The sequence below is a fragment of the Janthinobacterium saanense genome (assembly GCF_014200675.1).
Classification (GTDB): Bacteria; Pseudomonadota; Gammaproteobacteria; order Burkholderiales; family Burkholderiaceae_D; genus Janthinobacterium.
This window is the reverse complement of the sequence record NZ_JACHCI010000001.1, coordinates 21,241-41,050: the sequence shown is the minus strand read 5'-3', so window position 1 is coordinate 41,050 and position 19,810 is coordinate 21,241. Positions and strand designations below refer to the sequence as shown.

Sequence of the window (19,810 nt, the reverse complement as noted above, 5' to 3'; positions counted from 1 at the left end):
CCTCCGTGCCAGTTTTTTTTAGGGCTATCGGCGTCCAGCGCGGGTGCTGACGTCCACCCATACCGCCAGGGTCAGGATACTGCCTTTTACTATCATCTGCCAGTAAGTATCGACGTCCAGCATGGACATGCCGTTATCGAGGCTGGCCATCACCAGCGCGCCTATCAGGGCGCCATACACGGTTCCCGAGCCGCCGCGCATCGAGGTGCCGCCAATAAAACAGGCGGCGATAGCGTCCAACTCGCTGAAGGTGCCGGCCGACGGCGAGCCGGCCGCCAGGCGGCCCGTGTTGATCAGGCCCGCCAGTGCGCACATCAGGCCCATGATGCCAAAGATCCAAAGCTTGACGGCTTTCACATTGATGCCCGACAGGCGCGTTGCCTCCATATTGCTGCCCACGGCGTAGATGCGCCGCCCGAACACCGTCTGGCTGGTGATGTAGCTGAACAATCCCAGCAGCGCCAGCAACAGCAGCACGGGCAAGGGGATGCCTTCATAATCGTTCAACGTCTGCACGAAGGCGTACAGCACGGCGCCGATGACGATCACGCGCAAGCCATCGGCCCACCCCGCCGTTTGCGGCAAGCCATGCTGCGCGCGGCTGGTGCGTGATCGCCACGTCAGGAATGCGGCCAGCAGGAACAGGCCAATGCCAAGCGCGATGCCGGGCAAGGCTGGCAAATAACCCTGGCCCAGGTAGACCAGCGGATCGGAGACGGGCGCAATCGTGATGCCGCCCGTGATGCCCAGCAAAATGCCGCGATAGGCCAGCATGCCGCCCAGACCGACGATGAATGACGGGATGCCCCGGTAGGCCGTCAGGTAGCCATTCAACAGGCCGATCACCAGGCCGCAGCCCAGCACCGCAGCCAGGTTCAGCGCCAGCGGCCAGTGCTGCGTTACGTCGAGCACGGCGGCGATGCCGCCCAATAGCCCCAGCAGGGAACCGATCGACAGGTCGATCTCGCCGGCGATAATCACCAGCACCATGCCGCAGGCAAGGATGCCCGTGACCGACATCTGGCGCAGCAGGTTGGACAGATTGCGCGGCGTGACGAAACTGCCTTGCGTCTTCCACGAAAAGAAGGCCCAGATCAACGCCACGGCGATCAGCAGGGCCAGCATCTTGTATTGGGTGAACAGCTGTTTTACGCTCATGGCTTTCATGCGGCGGGTTCCTTGTGTACATGGTTGGCGCCAGGCGCCGGATGCTGGGCCAGCGCCGCCGCCAGCACGGTTTCCTGGCTCAGGCCATCGTTGATGAAGTCGCCGCGCAGCCGCCCTTCGCCCATCACCAGCACGCGGTCGGATACGCCCAGCACTTCAGCCAGTTCCGATGACACCATGATGATGGCCACGCCCTGGTCGGCCAGCGCCAGCATCAATTTGTAGATTTCATATTTCGCGCCCACGTCCACGCCGCGCGTGGGTTCGTCGAGTATCAGCACGCGCGGGCGCGTCAGCAGCATCTTGGCCAGCACGGCCTTTTGCTGGTTGCCACCGGACAGGCTGGTGATCGGCAAGGTGGGACTGGCCGCCTTCAGTTCCAGCTGCGCGATTTCACCGCGCACGGCCATCCGTTCAGCCTCGCCATCAATGCGCGTGGCGCGTGCAAATTGGCCCAGCACGGCCAGGGTGATGTTCTGCCCCACGTCGAGGTCGGGCACGATGCCGTGGTGCTTGCGGTCTTCCGGCACCATGGCCAGGCCCCTGGCAATCGCTTTTTGCGGCGTCGAGGTATCGATGCGCTGGCCATCGAGCCACACCTCGGCCTGGCATGGCCCCTGATAAGCGCCGAACAGCGCGGAAACGAGTTCCGTGCGTCCCGCGCCGACCAGCCCTGCGATACCGAGGATTTCTCCCTTGCGCAAGCTGAAGGACACATCGTCGACGCGCTTGCGCTGCGGGTTGTCGGCATCGATGCAGCTCACGTGGCGCGCCTCGAACAGCACTTCGCCGATGGCCGGCTGCGGCCCGCGCTGCGGATACAGCTGGCTCATTTCGCGGCCCACCATTTGCGCGATGATGCGCTCCACATTCATCTGCGCCATCGGCGTGGTGGCGATATGCTTGCCGTCGCGGATGACGACGATGGTGTCGCAAATGGCGGCCACTTCATCGAGCTTGTGCGAGATATAAATGCAGGTGACGCCACGCGCCTTCAATGCACGCAAAATATCGAGCAGCATGGCGATTTCAGAGGCCGTCAGCGACGACGAGGGTTCATCGAGGATCAGCAAACGCGCATTCTTGTTGAGCGCCTTGGCGATCTCCACCAGCTGCTGGTGGCCGCCGCCGTAATTCATCACCGGCAGCGCCACGTTCAGTTCCGGGATCTTCAATTCACGCAGCAGTTCGTCGGCGCGCTTGTACATGGCCGCGTAATGCATGCGCCCGCCGGGCAGGGTGATTTCTCGGCCCATGAAGATATTCTCGGCCACGGACAGCTGCGGCACCAGCATCAGCTCCTGGTGGATGATGATGATGCCCGCGTCTTCCGTATCGCGGATCGACTGCGCCCGCAGGGGTTTGCCTTCCCACAGGATCTCGCCCTCCCAGCTGCCATGCGGATAGACGCCGGACAGCACCTTCATCAAGGTCGACTTGCCGGCGCCATTCTCGCCGCACAAACCGATGCACTCGCCGGCCCGCACCTGCAGGTCGATGCCGTCGAGCGCGCGGACACCGCCAAACTGTTTGACGATGCCTTTCATTTCAAGCAGATAGTCGGACATGCTCACTCTCGTTGCGGATACGAAGGAAAAAGGCCGGCTTGGCGCGCAGCGCGCAAGCCGGCATCACGCAAGGATCAATTTCCCAGCTGCGCCTTCGTATAAAACCCATCATCGACGAGAATATTCACGTTCGCCTTGGTCAGCGGCGTCGGTTTCAACAGCACCGTGCTGACTTTTTTCAAGCCATTGTCATAGCTGGAGTTATAGGCCGGCTTTTCATTGCGGGCCAGTTGCACGGCCAGCGTGGCCGCCTCCGAGGCGATGGTTTTCAAGGGCTTGTAGACGGTCATCGCCTGCGTGCCGGCGATCACGCGCTTGACGGCCGCCAGGTCGGCGTCCTGGCCCGACACCGGCACTTTGCCGGCCAGTTTTTGCGCGGCCAGGGCCTGGATGGCGCCGCCGGCCGTGCCGTCGTTCGAGGCGACGATGGCGTCGATCTTGTTTTTATTGGCCGTCAGCGCGTTTTCCACGATGGACAAGGCTTCCGAAGCGCTCCAGTCCTTGACCCATTGCTGGCCGACGACCTTGATGTCGCCCTTGTCGATATAAGGCTTCAAGACTTTCATCTGTCCTTCGCGCAGCATCTTGGCGTTGTTGTCGGTCGGTGCGCCGCCCAGCAGGTAGTAATTACCCTTGGGCTGCAGCTTGACCACGCCTTCGGCCTGCATCTCGCCCACTTTCTCGTTATCGAAAGAGATGTAGGCGTCGATATCGGCGTTCAGGATCAAACGGTCATACGACAGCACCTTGATGCCGGCTTTTTTTGCTTCCTTGACGGTGTTGTTGAGGACAGTCGCATTGAAGGGCACGATCACCAGCACGTCCACGCCGCGCGAAATCAGGTTTTCAATTTGCGAAATCTGGCGCTGCTCACTGGCGTCGGCCGACTGCACGAAGACCTTGGCACCCTGCTTTTCGGCGGCGGCGATAAAGAAGTCGCGGTCGCGCGTCCAGCGCTCCACGCGCAGGTCGTCGATGGAAAAACCGATCTTCGGATTTTTGGCGTCGGCCAGGACGGAACCGCTGGTCAGCGCCAGCATGGCGGTCATGAGGGCTGCACTGATGATCTTGTTCATTACGTGTCTCCTTGTTGGATTTTATTAAGAACGTTTTTCACTACAGGTGTTGCGGCTTCCTACATCAATGGTTATGGCGTGGCAGCGTCTGCCCCACGGCGCGGTATTTCAAGGCCAGTTCCATGCAGGCGCCCGTCTCCAGCTGGCCCACGCTGGCGCGGTAAATTTCCTGCCACGGCGTGGCGCTATCGTTCACGGGCGGTGGCAATTCCTGCGCGCGGCGCACCAGTTCGGCGGCATCGACCAGCATGTCGCAGCGGCCCGCATTCAGGTCGACGCGGATGGTGTCGCCCGTGCGCAGCAGCGCCAGGCCGCCGCCCACCGCGCTTTCCGGCGAGGCGTTCAAGATCGAGGGGCTGTCCGAAGTGCCCGACTGGCGCCCGTCGCCCAGGGTAGGCAGGTTCAATATGCCGGCCTTGAGCAGTGCGTCGGGCGGCTGCATATTGACCACTTCGGCCGAACCGGGCCAACCCACGGGACCGGCGCCGCGCATCACCAGCATGCAGCTGTCGTCGATGGCCAGGGCTGGGTCGTTGATGCGCGCGTGATAATCGGCGGAACCGTCAAACACGATGGCGCGCGCCTCGAACACGCCCTCGCTGCCGGGGCGCGACAGATAGCGCTCGCGGAACTGGGCCGAGATCACGCTGGTTTTCATGATGGCGAAATCGAACAGATTGCCCTGCAATGCGAGGAAACCCGCTTTTTCCTTCAGCGGCGCATGGAAAGGGCGGATCATCTCGCGGTCGGCGCTTTCGCGGCCCGCCAGGTTGGCCGCCATGCTCAAGCCCGTGACGGTGGGGCGCTCGGCGTGCAGCAAACCGGCCTGCAACAGCTCCCACATCACCGCCGGCACGCCGCCGGCGCGGTGAAAACGCTCGCCCAGATACTTCCCGGCCGGCTGCATGTTCAGCAGCAGCGGCACGTCGTAACCATGTGCCATCCAGTCGCTCGAATGCAGTTCCACGCCTGCGTGGCGGGCCATGGCCATCAGGTGTGGCTGGGCGTTGGTGGAGCCGCCGATGGCGGCATTGACGATGATGGCGTCGAGAAAAGCTTCACGCGTCAAAATGTGTGACGGGCGCACGTCGGCATGCGCCAGCTCGACGATGCGGCGCCCCGTTTCATAGGCGATCTGGCCCCGCTCACGGTAGGGCGCGGGTATCGCCGAGCAGCCCGTGAGCGACATGCCCAGAGCCTCGGCCAGCGCATTCATGGTCGACGCCGTACCCATGGTGTTGCAGTGCCCGGCGGAAGGCGCCGAGGCGGCGGCGATCTGCAGGAATTTATCATTGTCGATGGCGCCTGCGGCCAGTTGGCGGCGGCCCTTCCAGATGGCGGCGCCCGAACCTACCAATTCGCCATCCATCCAGCCGTCGAGCATGGGGCCACCCGACAGCACGATGGCGGGAATGTCCACCGTGGCGGCGGCCATCAGCTGGGCCGGCGTGGTCTTGTCGCAGCCCGTCGTCAGCACCACGGCGTCGATAGGATAACCGTGCAAAATCTCCACCAGGCCCAGGTAAGCCAGGTTGCGGTCCAGCGCCGCCGTGGGACGGCGGCAGTTTTCAAAGATCGGATGCAGCGGGAATTCCATCGGGATGCCGCCCGCATCGCGGATGCCGTCGCGCACGCGTTTGGCCAGTTCCAGGTGGATGCGGTTGCAGGGACTGATATCGCTGCCGCTTTGCGCGATGCCGATGATGGGCCGGCCCGAACGCAGTTCCTCGGCCGTGATCCCGTAGTTCATGAAGCGTTCCAGATACAGCGCCGTCATGTCGATATGGTCGGGATTGTCGAACCAGTCCTGCGAGCGGAAGCGGCGCACCGGTGCTGTGGCCGAGTTACTCATGCGCCGTACCAGCCCGCGTCGACAAAGTACTCGCGCCCCGTGCACTTGGCGGCATTGTCGGAAGCGAGGAACAGCGCCAGCGCCGCCACGTCATCCGGCTCGACGCGCGTCTGCAAACACTGGCCTTGCAGGATCACGGCTTCCGCTTCCGGCGTATGCCACAAACGCTCCTGGCGCGGCGTGCGCACGGCCCCCGGAATGATGCAGTTGACGCGGATGCCGTCAACACCCAGGTCGCGCGCCAGGCCATGCGTCAAGCCTTCAATGCCGGCCTTGGCCGTCATGTAGATCGACAAATTGGCTTGCGCCAGATGCCAGGAAATCGAGCCCAGGTTGAGGATCACGCCGCTGCGTTTGGTACGCATGGCGGGCGCCACGGCCTGGGCGCAAAAATACTGGTGGCGCAGGTTCACCGCGATGCGCTCATCCCAGTAGGCGGGCGTCACGTCCTGCAACTGATGGCGGTCATCGTTGGCCGCGTTGTTGACGAGGATATCGGCCGCGCCGGCGCTGCGCTCGATGTCGGCAAAGGTGGTGGCCAGCGCAGCGAGGTCGGTCAGGTCGCAATAGCGGAAAACGGGCGGCTGTGGCAAGTGGGCCAGCTGCGCTTGCAGCGCCTGTGAAGCCTCGCGGGCGATGTCGAGAAAGGTGACGTGGGCACCCTGGCGCGCAAACGCTTCGACGATGGCCACGCCAATGCCGGTGCCACCGCCCGTAATGACGACGCGCTTGTTGGCCAGGCTGGGATAAGTCGCATGCTGCATAAAAAAGTCTCTCTTCTTATTGTAGAAATCGGATCAGAGCAAGCCGCGGCTGGCCAGGTTTTGATATAGCGCGCGCACGCCAAAGGTCCATGGCGGGATCGCGTCGCAGCGCTGCACTTGATTGACCAGGGCGCCCAGCGCGGCACTGGCGATGGTGACCCGGTCGCCCAGGTGGTGCGTGAAACCGCCGCCCGGCTCATCGCGGTCTTTCACGGGCGAGAACATGGTGCCCAGGAAGAGCATGAAGCCGTCCGGATACTGGTGATAATCACCCGCCGTCTGGCGTACCAGGTCGAGCGGATCACGGCTGATCTCGCGCATGAAACTGGCGCCTTCCAGCACAAAACCGTCATCGGCACCTTCGATCAGCAGCGACACTTCCGCCTGGCGCACGGTATCGAGCGTGAAGCCCTCGTCGAACAGACGGATGAAGGGACCGATGGCGCAGGAGCCGTTGTTGTCCTTGGCCTTGCCCAGCAAGAGCGCGCTGCGCCCTTCGATGTCGCGCAAATTCACATCGTTGCCCAGGGTCGCGCCCAGCACCTCGCCACGGCTGTTGACGGCCAGGACGATCTCCGGTTCCGGGTTGTTCCAGGCGGAGTTCGGCAGCAAGCCCACTTGCGCGCCGCAGCCGACGGCGGACATGGCTTGCGCCTTGGTAAACACTTCCGCATCGGGACCGATGCCCACTTCCATATACTGCGACCAGGCGCCGCGCTGCTGCAGCTGCTGCTTCAAGCGCTGCGCCGCATCCGAGCCGGGACGCAGGGCCGATAAATCGCTGCCCAGGGTGTCTTGCAGCGCGGTGCGCAGGCTCGCGGCACGCGCCGCGTCGCCCCCGGCCTGTTCCTCGATCACTCTTTCGAGCAGGCTGACGGCGAATGTCACGCCGCAGGCCTTGATCGCTTGCAGGTCGCATGGCGCCAATAACAGGGGCTGGTCGACGGGAGCGGACAAGGCCAGTTCCAGCAGCGCCTGTACGGGGCCCAGCGAAACACCGGGCGCGTGGCGGGCGATGCCGAGCGCATCGCCGCTGTCGAGCAGCTCAGCCACCGTGGACACCGTCTGCGTGATGTCGATCACTTCGCCGTTGCGCACGGCGATGACGCAGGGACCATCGCGCCAGATACGCCCCACCAGCACGGCGGCGTTGAAATCGACAGGCAAGATGGTGGATGGTGAAATCGGCTGCATGCGGGACTCTCGAAGGCGTGGAACTAAGGGATGACTGCAAGGTGGTACCGATTCTGCGCGCAGCCCTGAGCCACCGCAATTACGAAAATCACCAAAATGCTTGATGATTATTCTTATTGCAATGCAGCATAGGCCAAGCCATGAAAAAAGGCGCCGCAGCGCCTTTGTTTTCTTCCCTTCAGCCGTCTCAGGAGTGCCCAGGCACGCCGTCGCGCAAGGCCTGCGGCAGCAAGGCCTCATCAAAATTCTGATAGCACACGGGCCGCAGGAAGCGTTGAATCGCCGCCGTGCCCACCGAGGTGCTGCGGCCATCCGAGGTGGCGGGATAGGGCCCGCCATGCACCATGGCGCTGGCCACTTCCACGCCGGTCGGATAGCCGTTGGCGAGGATGCGGCCCACCTTGCGCTCCAGCGCCGGCAGCAAACGGCGCGCCGCTTCCAGGTCGCCCGCATCCATTTGCAGGGTGGCTGTCAGCTGCCCTTCCAGTTGCTCCGTGATGGACAGCATGTCGTCGACATCCGTGCATTCGACCAGCAAGGTGACGGGCCCGAACACTTCTTCGGCCAGCGCGGCGCTGGCAAGAAAGGCCGCACTCGTCGTGCGGAATACGGCCGGCAAGGCCTTGCACGTATCGGACGCCACCGGTTCCAGCATCGTCTGCACGCCATCCTGGCTGGCCAAATGGACCACGCCGCGCTGGTAGTTGGCAGCGATGCCCGGTGTGAGCATGACGCCGGCCGGCGCCGCTCCCAGTGCCTTGGCAAGACTGAAACCGAAGTGCTCGAAGTGGCTGCCGGCCAGCCCTAGTACCAGGCCAGGATTGGTGCAGAACTGGCCCACGCCCATGGTCAGCGAGGCAGCCAGGCCGGCGGCGATGGATTCACCGCGCGCAGCGAGCGCCTGCGGCAACAGGAACACGGGATTGATGCTGCTCATTTCCGCATACACGGGGATGGGCTGCGGGCGGGCGGCGGCTATCGCCATCAGGGCCACGCCACCCTGGCGCGAACCTGTAAAGCCGACAGCCTGGATGGCGGGATGGCGCACCAGCTCGCCGCCCAGCGCATTGCCCACGCCCGTCAGCAAACCAAATACGCCAGCCGGCAAGCCGCAGTCAGCCACCGCTTGCACGACGGCGCGCGCCACCAGTTCGGAGGTGCCGGGATGGGCCGGATGGGCCTTGGCCACTACCGGACAACCAGCGGCCAGCGCGGCCGCCGTGTCGCCGCCTGCCACCGAAAACGCCAGCGGAAAATTACTCGCCCCGAACACGGCGACGGGCCCCAGGCCTATCATGCGCAAACGCAGTTCAGGGCGCGGCGGCGCACGCTCGGGCAGTGGCTTGTCGACGCGGATATCCTGCCATGCGCCTGCACGCAGCAGGTCGGCGAACAGCTTCAGCTGGCCCACCGTGCGGCCCCGTTCACCTTCCAGGCGGGCGCGCGGCAAGCCGCTTTCCGCCATGGCCCGCACGATCAGCGCGTCGCCCAGCGCCAGGATTTGCGCACCGATGGCTTCCAGGAAGTCGGCCCGCTGCAGGTTCGTCGTGCCACGGAAGGGATCGAAAGCGGCCTGCGCCGCGCGGCAGGCCTGGTCTATCTGTGCATTGTCGACGGTGTAGAAGGCAGGCGCGATTTCCACGCCCTGCGCCGGATCAAACGCCTGGAAAGACGCTTGCGTGCCGCGCACGGCCTGGCCATTGATCAAGGCATCGCCGCTGATACCCAATATTGAACTCATGCTGCTTCCTTTGCGAAAGTGGAGAGGCGCGCCGCCCATACTTCAGGCCTCAGACCACAGGCAGGCGACACGTATGGCCATGATGGTATGCCGGATAGACGCCATAAGGCCAGCGCCAGTCCACATCCTGCAGCGCTATGCTGCATCGCAACACGACAAGCCGTGCTGGTAGCCCACGAGTGGATCGCTTACACTGTCGGCTCCTGTCCCCACCCGTGATCGCCATGCGCCGCTCTGCTCTATTCGCCCTGCCACTGCTGCTGCTCGTCTCCGCCTGCGACGATTACACGGCGCCCAGCCTGTATCAGGCCACCACGCCCGAGTGCAAGACGTGGACGGAAGGCTCGCGTTTCGAGCTGCCGCGCGGTATCAGCATCTATGCCACGCCGCCCGTCACCTTGCAGGCGGGCGGCACGGAGCTGGCGCTGATCTTCACGCTGCCCGTGGGCACCCAGGCCAGCTTTACGCGATTGTCCTTCTTGCTGGCAGAGCCGCACAAGGAGCCGTTTGCAACGGCCAAGATCCTGACCATCTACCAGCGCGGCATGAGCCAGAAGGCGGAAATCGTCGATGTCATCGAACAGCTGCCCATCATGTTTTCCGCCGTCGGCAACAGCAAGGAGACGCAATGGCGCATCCGCCTGCAACTGCCGCGCCAGATGCCGCAGCGTTTTGACCTGTCCATGCCCGACATGCTGGTCGGCGGCAAGCGCTATCCGGTGCGCACCTTTACCTACCGCTATTTTGACGAGCGCAAGGCTTACGGCATGTGTAGCTGACATACAGATTGACGCCACTGCGTGCTGCTGGCACACTGGCGCTCTACCTCATCTTCAAAGGAGTCGATAACGTGCGCCATCTGGATACTGCCGTCTTGTCGGCTGCCTGATCACTGTCGATCCTTAGCATCGTTTTAGCGAGCTGACCTGGTTTTTGCCCGACGCGTGATCGCGTAGCCGACTTCCCATTCTTCGTGCCAGTCCACCCTGACTGGCGGTGCCTGCACGCGCAGGCTTCACGTCCGCTTGCGGACGACAGAATACGGAATTACGCTACCATGATCGACTTCGATTTCGCTTCACTACGCCTGATCGGACTGCAGCAGGCTATCGCCCGTGCAGCCGCCACGCAAGACACTTCTGCCTTTGGACGTGGCCGGCATACGACCACCGCCCGCTCGCTGCACCGCTGCGTCTCGGGCGCCTGCATCATCGATACGCCGGCCTTGCGCAGCTGGCGCGCCGATACCGATGCAGACACGCTGGCGGCCACCTTCGACGACATCGCCGCGCTGGCCGAGCAATGCCAGTTCCGCGATTGCCAGCATGCCCGGGAACCCGGCTGCGCGGTGCGCGATGCCGTCGATGCAAACCGCCTGCGCAATTATCACAAGCTGCTGCGTGAAGCCCAGCGGCAAACACAAACCCCGCTCGACCGTATCGCCGCGCGGGCCAAGTGGAAGACGCTGGTCAAAGCGGTACAGGAGAAGGGAAAGCGCGCCAGGGTGAGTGCATGAAGTAAGCCCGTTCACACACCCTCGCTTGTAAAGCAGTGCGGATGCCTGGCGAGCATCTGCCCATCAGACTGATCGCTGGCGGAACTGCGACATGATGAGACGGTCGTACAGGCGATCTGGCAATATGTATCGCAGAAACAGGATGACGCCCGAACCCGAAGCGCCGTGATAGCGGGTTCGCGGCGTTTTCGCCTTGAGCGCCTTGATCAGCAGATTGGTAATGACGGCCGCCGGTGGCATTTTCCTTTTCCAGGAAGGCGAGTGCTGCATTGCCTGCACCAGACGGGCATAAGCGCCTTGCGCGGAATATCGTTCGAGTTCGGCTATGGCGACAGGAAACCACTCGCTCTCGGTTCCTCCCGGCTCGATCACGATGACATCGATACCGAAAGGACGCACTTCCATCCGGAGTGCATCCGAATATCCCTCCAGCGCGAACTTCGAGGCGTGATACCAGCCCGCCAGCGGAAACGCACACTTCCCTCCGATTGAAGAAATATTGATGATTTTCCCGAATTTTTTCGCGCGCATGTGCGGCAGGCAAAGTTGCGTGAGACGCGCCAGGCCGATGAGGTTGACTTCGATCTGACGGCGGGCTGCGTCGACTGGCACATCTTCCAGGGCACCCATCTGCCCATAACCTGCGCTATTGACCAGCACATCGATCCGTCCCTGTTCGCGCATGATGCGTTCGACCGCCGCCACCATCGTGTCATCCTCGGTAACATCCATCGCCAGCGCAATGCCGCCAGCCGCCTCGATCTCTTGCATCCGTTCAATCCGTCGCGCCGCGCCATAGACGATGTAGCCTTCCGACAGCAGGCGCAAGGCGAAATCCTTGCCCATGCCAGAAGAGGCGCCAGTAATCAGGACGACGGGTTTTGTCTGAGTTTTCATAGTAGTGGTTCCATGTATTGACTGCGGTGTCAGTATGTGGCGGCCGTTCAGGACACACTGCTCCATACTTCCATTCCATTTAACGCACCCAATGATGCGTTAACTGGAAGATAGCACGGTTTTTCATGTAACGCACAGTGAGATGCGTTAAAATCGTGGCATGAAAGAAAGAGCCCGTTCCATCGAAGACAAGCAACAACGTTACGAAGCGTTACTCGACGCGGCGGAATCATTGGCCCTTGCGCTGGGAGGCGTGCGTTTCGTGACGGTGGCGGCGGTGACCGACCGCGCCGGCTTGCACCGCACCGGCGTGCGGCGCTATTACGCCAACAAGGAAGAGCTATTGCTTGAACTGGCCGAACGCTGCTGGATGCGCTGGCGCGATGCGATCGAAAACACGCTGGGAACGCGGCTTGGCATGACGCCGATGGAAGTTGCCGGGGTTGTCGCCGATACCATCATCTCGCTGCCCGTCTTTTGCGACCTGTTGACACATGTCACGCTGAGCCTGGAAGGCGCGGTCGATATCGAGCGGGCCAGGCGTTACAAAACCAATGCCTTTGCCGCGCACGACAAGATTGCCAGCATGCTGGTGCAGGCCAGTAGCATGACGGAACAGCAACTGCAAGGTCTGCTGGCGGCGACGATCATGCTGGCCGCCGGCCATTGGCAAGTGGCGCACCCCACGCCCACGCTTGCGCAGCTGTATCAGGAAGTGCCGGCATGGGGCCATGTCGCACTCGACTTTGGTCCCCGGCTGCGTTATTTGCTGCAGGCGACTGCCGCCGGCCTGGTCGAGACGATACCGCCAAGCCAATAAAAAAGGCAGCCCGAAGGCTGCCTCTTGCATTGCTGCGAGTCTGCAAATTAATGCTGACGCAGCTTGTGGATCGCTGCCAGCTGTGCAATTGCACTGGCCAGCTCGGCTTGCGCTTGCGCGTAGTCGATGCCCGAATCCTTGTTGTGGATATTTTCTTCCGCCAACTTCTTCGCTTCCAGCGCTTTCGCTTCATCCAGGTCGTGACCGCGGATCGCGGTATCGGCCAGGACGGTCACGGTGTCGGGCTGCACTTCCAGCAGGCCGCCAGCAACGAAGACGAATTCTTCTTCAGCCTGGCCGACTACCTTGATGCGGACCGCGCCCGGACGGATGCGGGTAATCAAAGGCGTGTGGCGTGGGTAGATACCCAGCTCGCCCTGCTCACCCGGCAACGCGACGAATTCTGCTTCGCCTGAAAAAATCAGTTCTTCAGCGGAAACCACGTCAACGTGAATTGTGTGTGCCATGTCTGTCCTATCGGGTTGAAGAACCCCGTCCTAAGTAAAGGACGGGGTTAGGCCCAAACTTAACTTAGTTAAGTTTCTTGGCTTTTTCGATTGCTTCTTCGATCGTGCCGACCATGTAGAACGCTTGTTCCGGCAGGTGATCGAGTTCGCCCGAAGCGATCATTTTGAAGCCCTTGATCGTGTCTTTGAGCGAAACGTATTTACCAGGCGCGCCGGTAAAGACTTCAGCGACGTGGAATGGCTGCGACAGGAAACGCTGCATCTTACGTGCACGTGCTACCAGCAGTTTGTCTTCCGGCGCCAACTCGTCCATACCCAAAATGGCGATAATGTCGCGCAATTCCTTGTAGCGTTGCAGGGTCGTTTGTACGGCACGCGCGGTGTCATAGTGCTCTTGACCAACGATCAGCGGATCGAGCTGACGCGAGGTCGAGTCCAGTGGGTCCACGGCTGGGTAGATACCCAGGGAAGCGATGTCACGCGACAGCGCAACGGTCGAATCCAAGTGAGCAAAGGTGGTAGCAGGCGACGGATCGGTGTAATCATCGGCTGGAACGTAGACGGCCTGGATCGAGGTAATCGAGCCGGTTTTGGTCGACGTGATACGCTCTTGCAGACGGCCCATTTCTTCAGCCAGGGTAGGTTGGTAACCCACAGCCGAAGGCATACGGCCCAGCAGTGCCGATACTTCGGTACCGGCCAGGGTGAAGCGGTAGATGTTGTCGACGAAGAACAACACGTCCTTGCCTTCATCACGGAACGATTCAGCGATCGTCAGGCCGGTCAGCGCAACGCGCAGACGGTTACCTGGCGGTTCATTCATCTGACCGTAGACCATCGCTACTTTGGAGTTCTCCGGATTTTCCAGATCGACCACTTTTGCGTCAGCCATCTCGTGATAGAAGTCGTTACCCTCACGAGTACGCTCACCCACACCGGCGAACACGGACACGCCGCTGTGCGCTTTAGCGATGTTGTTAATCAGTTCCATCATGTTCACGGTCTTGCCTACGCCAGCGCCGCCGAACAGACCAACTTTACCGCCTTTTGCAAACGGGCACACCAGGTCGATCACCTTGATGCCGGTTTCCAGCAGTTCTTGCGATGGCGACAGTTCGTCGTACGCAGGAGCGGTGCGGTGGATCGATGCGATCTGCTCGTGCGACACTGGGCCGCATTCGTCGATCGGGTTACCCAGCACGTCCATGATGCGACCCAGGGTTGCTTTACCGACTGGCACCATGATAGGTTTGCCGGTGTTCTGGATTATCATGCCGCGACGCAGGCCATCGGACGAGCCGAGTGCAATGGTACGGACTATGCCGTCGCCCAACTGCTGTTGTACTTCCAGGGTCAGTTCCGAGCCTGCCATTTTCAAGGCATCAAATACCTTGGGCATCGCGTTGCGTGGAAATTCAACGTCCACCACAGCGCCAATACACTGAACGATTTTGCCATCAGCCATGTTCGTTCCTTCAATATAGTTAAATTCGTTTAAACCGCAGCCGCACCGGCGACGATTTCGGAGAGTTCTTTGGTAATCGCAGCTTGGCGGGTCTTGTTGTAGATCAGCTTCAATTCGCCGATCACACTACCCGCGTTGTCGCTTGCAGCTTTCATCGCCACCATCCGTGCCGATTGCTCGGACGCCAGATTTTCTGCGACTGCCTGGTACACCAGCGCTTCTACATAGCGCTCCAGCAATTCATCGATGACAGCTTGTGCATCCGGCTCATAGATGTAATCCCACTTGTGGGCACCCTGGTCGGCTTGCATCTTGTCTTCTGGCAGTGGCAGCAATTGCTCCACAACCGGCTCTTGCTTCATCGTGTTAATGAATTTGGTGTAGCACAGATAAACTGCATCGAGCTTGCCAGCCTGGAACTCTTCGAGCATGACCTTGACAGGTCCGATCAATTTATCCAGGTGCGGCGTGTCGCCGGTCTGAATCGCGTGAGCGATGACCTTGACGCCGATACGATTCAAAAAACCCAAACCCTTGTTACCGATAGCGACTGCTTCAACCCGGTTGCCAGCTGTTTCCAGCTCGCGCGACTTGGACGTCACCTGACGCAAGATATTGGTGTTCATGCCGCCGCACAGACCTTTGTCGGTCGTGACAACGATGAAACCCACTGCCTTGGCTTGCGTACCCTGGGCTGCTGCCAGGAACGGGTGCGTGTATTCCGGATTGGCGGTCGCCAGATTGGCGGCGATATTACGAATCTTGTCACTGTAGGGACGAGCGGCCCGCATCCGGTCTTGCGCCTTGCGCATTTTGGACGCGGCGACCATTTCCATCGCCTTGGTGATCTTCTTCGTATTCTCTACGCTCTTGATCTTGCCCCGTATCTCTTTGCTTGATGCCATGAGTCCTTACTCCTTCTGCGCGTAGGGCGGCGCCGCACTCAAGGTGGGCGCCGCCTGGCCGCTTAATATGCGCCGGATTTCTTGAAATCAGCAATGGCCGCCGACAGAGTTGCTTCGCTGTCTTTGTCGAGTTGCTTGGTTTCTTCGATCTTGGCCAGCAGAGCAGCTTGCTTGGTCTTCATGTAAGCGTGGACACCAGCTTCGAACGACAGCACTTGCTTGACTGGCACGTCGTCCATAAAGCCTTTGTTCACCGAGAACAGCGATACGGCCATCAGCGAGATCGACAGTGGCGAGTATTGGGCTTGCTTCAGCAATTCCGTTACGCGTGCACCACGGTCCAGCTGCTTGCGGGTCGATTCGTCCAGGTCGGAAGCGAACTGCGCAAACGCAGCCAGTTCACGGTATTGCGCCAAGTCGGTACGGATACCACCGGACAGGTTTTTGATGACCTTGGTCTGGGCGGCGCCACCGACGCGCGATACGGAAATACCGGCGTTAATTGCAGGACGGATACCGGCGTTGAACAGCGAGGTTTCCAGGAAGATCTGACCGTCGGTAATCGAAATCACGTTGGTTGGAACGAATGCCGAGACGTCGCCAGCTTGCGTTTCAATGATCGGCAATGCCGTCAGGGAACCGGTCTTGCCTTTGACGGCGCCGTTGGTGAACTTCTCGACATAGTCGGCGTTCACGCGTGCTGCGCGTTCCAGCAGGCGGCTGTGCAGGTAGAACACGTCGCCTGGGTACGCTTCGCGGCCTGGTGGACGGCGCAGCAGCAGCGAGATTTGACGGTAAGCAACAGCTTGTTTCGACAGATCATCATAGACGATCAGTGCATCTTCACCGCGGTCACGGAAGTATTCGCCCATGGCGCAACCGGAGTACGGCGAGATGTATTGCATGGCGGCCGATTCCGAAGCGGAAGCAGCAACAACGATGGTGTATTCCATCGCGCCGTGTTGTTCCAGCGAGCGCACGATGTTCTTGATCGACGAGGCTTTTTGGCCAATCGCGACGTAGATACATTTCATGCCCTGGCCTTTTTGATTGATGATCGCATCAATCGCTACAGCCGACTTACCGGTTTGACGGTCGCCGATGATCAGTTCGCGCTGGCCGCGGCCAACTGGAACCATCGCATCGATCGACTTCAGGCCGGTTTGCATCGGTTGCGAAACGGATTCACGGGCGATCACGCCCGGCGCGATTTTTTCAATCGCAGCCGTCAATTTGGTGTCGATGGCGCCTTTGCCGTCGATAGGCTGACCCAGCGCATTGACTACGCGGCCCAGCAGTTCAGGACCGACTGGCACTTCCAGAATGCGGCCGGTGCACTTCACCGTGTCGCCTTCGGAGATGTGCTCGTAGGCACCCAGAATCACGGAACCAACGGAGTCGCGCTCCAGGTTCATGGCCAGGCCAAAGGTATTGCCTGGGAATTCCAGCATCTCGCCTTGCATCACGTCCGACAAACCGTGAATGCGGCAGATACCGTCGGCTACGGAAATAACCGTGCCTTGGTTACGCACTTCAGCGCCGCCGTCAAGACCTTGGATCCGGCTCTTGATCAACTCGCTGATTTCAGATGGGTTGAGTTGCATACTAACTCCTAAAAGTGTTTCTCTCAGCTTGCGCGAGGGGTAAGGGTCTGTCTAAGCTGGCCTGCCGAAGCGCGGTTCTTACGCCAACAGTGCAGCGTGCAGTTGCTGCAACTTGGCGCGCACCGAAGTGTCGAGCACCTGGTCACCAACAACCACGCGTACACCGCCGAGCAGCGATGGATCTACTGTCACGGCAGGGTTGAGCTTACGACTGAATTTCTTTTCCAGCGTTGCGACCAGCTCGGCCGTTTGGCCTTCGCTCAGATCGAAAGCGCTCGTGATCTCGGCGTCAGCCGCACCTTCCAGGTTGTTTTTCAACACGTGGAATTGCGCGCCGATTTCCGGCAGCAGGCTAATGCGGCCATTTTCGATCAACAAGGTGAGGAAGTTTTTCACTTCCTCATTGAGCGGCGATTTCAACAACGACAGGATGGTGGCGACGACATCGCTTTCCGAAACTTTCGGATTGCGCGCGTACGCCTGTACCTCGGGGTGGCTGCCGATCTGTGTCAATTCAGACACCAGTTCGGACCACACCGCGAGGTTGCTTGACTCCTTACCAGCTTGGGCTACGCGGAACAAAGCTTCCGCGTAGGGACGGGCGACGGTTGCGAGTTCTGCCATGATTACAGCTCAACAGCAAGACGCTGCAACATTTCGGCGTGAGCCGTAGCGTTGACTTCACGCTTCAAGATCTGCTCGGCACCTTTAACAGCCAGGTCAGCCACCTGAGCGCGCAATTGTTCGCGTGCTTTCGACAGTTGCTGCTCGGCGTCCGACTGGGCTTGCGCAATGATACGCGCAGCTTCAGCTTGTGCATTTTGCTTGATCTCTTCAGCAACCAGCTGCGCGCGCTTCTCAGCGTCCGCAACGCGTTGCGAAGCTTCTTCACGTGCACTGTTCAATGCCTCTTGCGCACGCTTTTCAGCGACTGCCATCGAAGCCTGACCTTGATCGGCCGCAGCCAATCCATCCGCGATTCGTTTGGCACGCTCATCCAGCGCATTGTTCAGCGCTGGAAATACGAACTTCATCGAGAACCAGACCAACACCGCGAAGGTGATCATCTGGCCGATGAGCGACATATTGATGTCCATACCTTTGCTCCTAACTAAAAGTTTCTCCTAGGGTTGGAGCGAATTACTGAGCAGCAGCGGTCAAAGCAGCCAGGAACGGGTTAGCGAACGTGTACAGCAGAGCAACACCAACGCCGATCATCGAGATCGCATCCAGCAGACCAGCGATAACGAACAGCTTGGTTTGCAGTTGTGGCATCAGTTCAGGTTGACGAGCCGATGCTTCCAGGAATTTGCCACCCAAGATAGCGAAGCCCAGAGCGGTGCCGATTGCGGCCAGGCCGATGATGATTGCTGCTGCCAGAACGGTCATGCTTTGTACTTGTGCGATCAGAGCTTGCATAAAATTCTCCTAAATTTAAAAACGAAAGATACTAAAAAAACAAAATATAAAGTTAAAGGTTAGTGCTTCTCAACCGCAAGGCTCAGATACACCACCGTCAACGCCATAAACACAAAAGCTTGCAAAGTTACAATCAAGATATGGAAAATTGCCCATGGACCACCCAACGCCCACTGTGCCCACCAAGGCAACAACGCGATCAAGATGAAAATCAGTTCGCCGGCATACATATTGCCGAACAGACGCAGCGACAGGGAGATCAGTTTTGCAACCAACTCAACCATTTGCAGCAAGAAATTGACTGGCGCAAGGGCGATCATGGCGATTACGCCATTTGCGTGGAACGGCGCGGTGAACAATTCCTTGATCCAGCCGCCCAGGCCCTTGGCCTTGATCGAAAAAGCGATAATGCACAGCACCACCGAGAACGACATGGCGAAGGTGTGATTCACGTCGGCGGTCGGTACGGCACGCAGTTTATGCACGCCAAACCAGCCCAAAATCTTCGGCAGCAAGTCAACCGGCAGGAAGTCCATGGCGTTCAACAGCCAGACCCAGACAAAAATAGTGATGGCCAGCGGCGCGATGATCTTGCTTTTCGCGTGAAAGGCACCATTAATAGTGTCATTCACGATTTCCATGATCATTTCTACGAAGTTTTGCAGCTTGCCAGGCACGCCAGCGGTCGCGCGACGCGATGCCAGGTAGAAAACACCAAGGAATACAAAGCCCAATATGGCCGAAATCCAGAACGTATCCAGATTGATGGTGCCGTCGGCACTTCTCAAGTGAGACAAGTGATGGCTGATGTATTCTGTGGCGTTAGCCGGGGCAGCATGGCCCGCTTCAATAGCGTGTTCTGTGGTCATAATGAATTTAGATTTGTCGTTTCAAGGCATACACCCCGAAACCAATGATTAAACAGCGAGCAATGAAAACCAGTATGCTAAGGTTGCCACCGCGAAACCCAAGATCAGCCATAACCAGGCGGCCGACTGAAACAACACCAGTGCTGTGATAAACAGCACCGCTGTGATAAATATTTTCACCACTTCTGCGCGCAAATGCGCCCGGAATGCCTTGTTGGCGTCGCTGGAACCGCTGGCGACCAACATGGCATACGCCAGGCTGCCGATGACTGCGATAGCGCCGCCACATGCGGCGGACCAGCCTTTGATACTACCACCGAAAAACAGGGTGACAGTTGAAAAGCTGATAACGATTGCTAGTTGCAGGGCAACTACTTTGTAGACTGGTTTGGCAATATTTTGTTGTGAATCACTCAATTACCAAGTCCCCAGAAAAATCTACACACGCAAAGACACGGGATTATAGTTGGCTTTGATATAGTGAGT

General features: G+C 59.9%; 20 protein-coding genes. 3 read left to right on the top strand and 17 right to left on the bottom strand.

All coding sequences use genetic code 11. The annotated features are described in order from the left end of the window. Positions 1-24: 24 nt before the first annotated feature. The 7 genes from HDE72_RS00180 to HDE72_RS00150 form a co-directional block, all read right to left on the bottom strand. Positions 25-1,167 carry a sugar ABC transporter permease gene (locus HDE72_RS00180; RefSeq protein ID WP_183736608.1) on the bottom strand — a complete coding sequence of 381 codons (1,143 nt, stop codon included), beginning with the start codon at positions 1,165-1,167 and terminating at the stop codon, positions 25-27. Continuing rightward, positions 1,164-2,735: a D-xylose ABC transporter ATP-binding protein gene (gene xylG, locus HDE72_RS00175; RefSeq protein WP_183736607.1), complete on the bottom strand. Its 1,572-nt coding sequence runs from the start codon at positions 2,733-2,735 to the stop codon at positions 1,164-1,166. The genes HDE72_RS00180 and xylG overlap by 4 nt, the downstream gene beginning before the upstream one ends. 74 nt (positions 2,736-2,809) lie before the next feature. Continuing rightward, positions 2,810-3,784: a D-xylose ABC transporter substrate-binding protein gene (gene xylF / locus HDE72_RS00170; protein ID WP_409254944.1), complete on the bottom strand. Its 975-nt coding sequence runs from the start codon at positions 3,782-3,784 to the stop codon at positions 2,810-2,812. Positions 3,785-3,875: 91 nt separating this feature from the next. Continuing rightward, the gene (locus tag HDE72_RS00165; protein ID WP_183736605.1) at positions 3,876-5,663 is read right to left on the bottom strand and encodes an IlvD/Edd family dehydratase; all 1,788 of its coding nucleotides are present in this window, start codon (positions 5,661-5,663) and stop codon (positions 3,876-3,878) included. Beyond that, positions 5,660-6,427, bottom strand: coding sequence for an SDR family NAD(P)-dependent oxidoreductase (locus HDE72_RS00160; RefSeq protein WP_183736604.1), 768 nt, complete (start codon positions 6,425-6,427; stop codon positions 5,660-5,662). Before HDE72_RS00160 ends, HDE72_RS00165 begins: the two co-directional genes overlap by 4 nt. Before the next feature lie 33 nt (positions 6,428-6,460). After that, a complete protein-coding gene (locus tag HDE72_RS00155; protein ID WP_183736603.1) occupies positions 6,461-7,621 on the bottom strand; it encodes a fumarylacetoacetate hydrolase family protein in 1,161 nt (386 codons plus the stop codon). 187 nt (positions 7,622-7,808) lie between these two features. Then, a complete protein-coding gene (locus HDE72_RS00150) occupies positions 7,809-9,350 on the bottom strand; it encodes an aldehyde dehydrogenase (NADP(+)) (protein WP_183737169.1) in 1,542 nt (513 codons plus the stop codon). 236 nt (positions 9,351-9,586) lie between these two features. Between HDE72_RS00150 and HDE72_RS00145 the strand changes: the two genes are divergently transcribed. Together HDE72_RS00145 and rsgA are read left to right on the top strand one after the other, a co-directional pair. Beyond that, positions 9,587-10,141 carry a hypothetical protein gene (locus HDE72_RS00145; protein ID WP_183736602.1) on the top strand — a complete coding sequence of 185 codons (555 nt, stop codon included), beginning with the start codon at positions 9,587-9,589 and terminating at the stop codon, positions 10,139-10,141. 278 nt (positions 10,142-10,419) lie between these two features. Then, on the top strand, positions 10,420-10,878 hold the full coding sequence (gene rsgA, locus HDE72_RS00140) for a GTPase RsgA (protein ID WP_183736601.1): 459 nt from the start codon (positions 10,420-10,422) through the stop codon (positions 10,876-10,878). A gap of 63 nt (positions 10,879-10,941) precedes the next feature. Here the strand turns inward: rsgA and HDE72_RS00135 are convergent, their stop codons facing one another. Continuing rightward, entirely contained in the window at positions 10,942-11,775 is an 834-nt protein-coding gene (locus tag HDE72_RS00135) for an oxidoreductase (protein WP_183736600.1), read from the bottom strand. A 160-nt stretch (positions 11,776-11,935) separates the two neighbouring features. Here HDE72_RS00135 and HDE72_RS00130 point away from each other — a divergent pair, with 160 nt between their 5' ends. Then, positions 11,936-12,595: a TetR family transcriptional regulator gene (locus tag HDE72_RS00130; protein ID WP_183736599.1), complete on the top strand. Its 660-nt coding sequence runs from the start codon at positions 11,936-11,938 to the stop codon at positions 12,593-12,595. A 47-nt stretch (positions 12,596-12,642) separates the two neighbouring features. On the opposite strand, the gene HDE72_RS00125 is transcribed toward HDE72_RS00130, so the two are convergent. From HDE72_RS00125 to HDE72_RS00085, 9 genes are all read right to left on the bottom strand, one after another. Next, the gene (locus HDE72_RS00125; RefSeq protein WP_183736598.1) at positions 12,643-13,062 is read right to left on the bottom strand and encodes a F0F1 ATP synthase subunit epsilon; all 420 of its coding nucleotides are present in this window, start codon (positions 13,060-13,062) and stop codon (positions 12,643-12,645) included. A 64-nt stretch (positions 13,063-13,126) separates the two neighbouring features. Beyond that, the gene (gene atpD, locus HDE72_RS00120; protein WP_183736597.1) at positions 13,127-14,527 is read right to left on the bottom strand and encodes a F0F1 ATP synthase subunit beta; all 1,401 of its coding nucleotides are present in this window, start codon (positions 14,525-14,527) and stop codon (positions 13,127-13,129) included. A gap of 29 nt (positions 14,528-14,556) precedes the next feature. Next, a complete protein-coding gene (atpG, locus tag HDE72_RS00115) occupies positions 14,557-15,432 on the bottom strand; it encodes a F0F1 ATP synthase subunit gamma (protein ID WP_183736596.1) in 876 nt (291 codons plus the stop codon). Between the two features lie 62 nt (positions 15,433-15,494). Next, entirely contained in the window at positions 15,495-17,036 is a 1,542-nt protein-coding gene (atpA, locus tag HDE72_RS00110; RefSeq protein ID WP_183736595.1) for a F0F1 ATP synthase subunit alpha, read from the bottom strand. Positions 17,037-17,114: 78 nt separating this feature from the next. After that, positions 17,115-17,660 (bottom strand): F0F1 ATP synthase subunit delta, encoded by a 546-nt coding sequence (locus HDE72_RS00105; protein ID WP_183736594.1) that lies wholly within the window; start codon positions 17,658-17,660, stop codon positions 17,115-17,117. A gap of 2 nt (positions 17,661-17,662) precedes the next feature. Further along, a complete protein-coding gene (locus HDE72_RS00100; protein ID WP_034752697.1) occupies positions 17,663-18,133 on the bottom strand; it encodes a F0F1 ATP synthase subunit B in 471 nt (156 codons plus the stop codon). A gap of 43 nt (positions 18,134-18,176) precedes the next feature. Beyond that, on the bottom strand, positions 18,177-18,455 hold the full coding sequence (gene atpE, locus HDE72_RS00095) for a F0F1 ATP synthase subunit C (RefSeq protein ID WP_183679459.1): 279 nt from the start codon (positions 18,453-18,455) through the stop codon (positions 18,177-18,179). 59 nt (positions 18,456-18,514) lie between these two features. Continuing rightward, positions 18,515-19,324: a F0F1 ATP synthase subunit A gene (gene atpB / locus HDE72_RS00090; RefSeq protein WP_183736593.1), complete on the bottom strand. Its 810-nt coding sequence runs from the start codon at positions 19,322-19,324 to the stop codon at positions 18,515-18,517. A gap of 48 nt (positions 19,325-19,372) precedes the next feature. Then, positions 19,373-19,741, bottom strand: coding sequence for an ATP synthase subunit I (locus HDE72_RS00085; protein ID WP_183736592.1), 369 nt, complete (start codon positions 19,739-19,741; stop codon positions 19,373-19,375). Between the last annotated feature and the right edge of the window lie 69 nt (positions 19,742-19,810).

Excerpts from the sequence above, each read along its gene's own strand:
- atpD (WP_183736597.1), bottom strand. The coding sequence starts at position 14,527 with ATGGCTGATGGCAAAATCGTTCAGTGTATTGGCGCTGTGGTGGACGTT.
- atpB (WP_183736593.1), bottom strand. The coding sequence starts at position 19,324 with ATGACCACAGAACACGCTATTGAAGCGGGCCATGCTGCCCCGGCTAAC.
- xylF (WP_409254944.1), bottom strand. The coding sequence starts at position 3,784 with ATGACCGCCATGCTGGCGCTGACCAGCGGTTCCGTCCTGGCCGACGCC.
- xylG (WP_183736607.1), bottom strand. The coding sequence starts at position 2,735 with ATGTCCGACTATCTGCTTGAAATGAAAGGCATCGTCAAACAGTTTGGC.
- HDE72_RS00165 (WP_183736605.1), bottom strand. The coding sequence starts at position 5,663 with ATGAGTAACTCGGCCACAGCACCGGTGCGCCGCTTCCGCTCGCAGGAC.
- HDE72_RS00130 (WP_183736599.1), top strand. The coding sequence starts at position 11,936 with ATGAAAGAAAGAGCCCGTTCCATCGAAGACAAGCAACAACGTTACGAA.
- atpE (WP_183679459.1), bottom strand. The coding sequence starts at position 18,455 with ATGCAAGCTCTGATCGCACAAGTACAAAGCATGACCGTTCTGGCAGCA.
- HDE72_RS00180 (WP_183736608.1), bottom strand. The coding sequence starts at position 1,167 with ATGAAAGCCATGAGCGTAAAACAGCTGTTCACCCAATACAAGATGCTG.
- HDE72_RS00135 (WP_183736600.1), bottom strand. The coding sequence starts at position 11,775 with ATGAAAACTCAGACAAAACCCGTCGTCCTGATTACTGGCGCCTCTTCT.
- HDE72_RS00105 (WP_183736594.1), bottom strand. The coding sequence starts at position 17,660 with ATGGCAGAACTCGCAACCGTCGCCCGTCCCTACGCGGAAGCTTTGTTC.
- HDE72_RS00155 (WP_183736603.1), bottom strand. The coding sequence starts at position 7,621 with ATGCAGCCGATTTCACCATCCACCATCTTGCCTGTCGATTTCAACGCC.
- HDE72_RS00125 (WP_183736598.1), bottom strand. The coding sequence starts at position 13,062 with ATGGCACACACAATTCACGTTGACGTGGTTTCCGCTGAAGAACTGATT.
- atpA (WP_183736595.1), bottom strand. The coding sequence starts at position 17,036 with ATGCAACTCAACCCATCTGAAATCAGCGAGTTGATCAAGAGCCGGATC.
- rsgA (WP_183736601.1), top strand. The coding sequence starts at position 10,420 with ATGATCGACTTCGATTTCGCTTCACTACGCCTGATCGGACTGCAGCAG.
- HDE72_RS00145 (WP_183736602.1), top strand. The coding sequence starts at position 9,587 with ATGCGCCGCTCTGCTCTATTCGCCCTGCCACTGCTGCTGCTCGTCTCC.
- HDE72_RS00160 (WP_183736604.1), bottom strand. The coding sequence starts at position 6,427 with ATGCAGCATGCGACTTATCCCAGCCTGGCCAACAAGCGCGTCGTCATT.
- atpG (WP_183736596.1), bottom strand. The coding sequence starts at position 15,432 with ATGGCATCAAGCAAAGAGATACGGGGCAAGATCAAGAGCGTAGAGAAT.
- HDE72_RS00100 (WP_034752697.1), bottom strand. The coding sequence starts at position 18,133 with ATGGACATCAATATGTCGCTCATCGGCCAGATGATCACCTTCGCGGTG.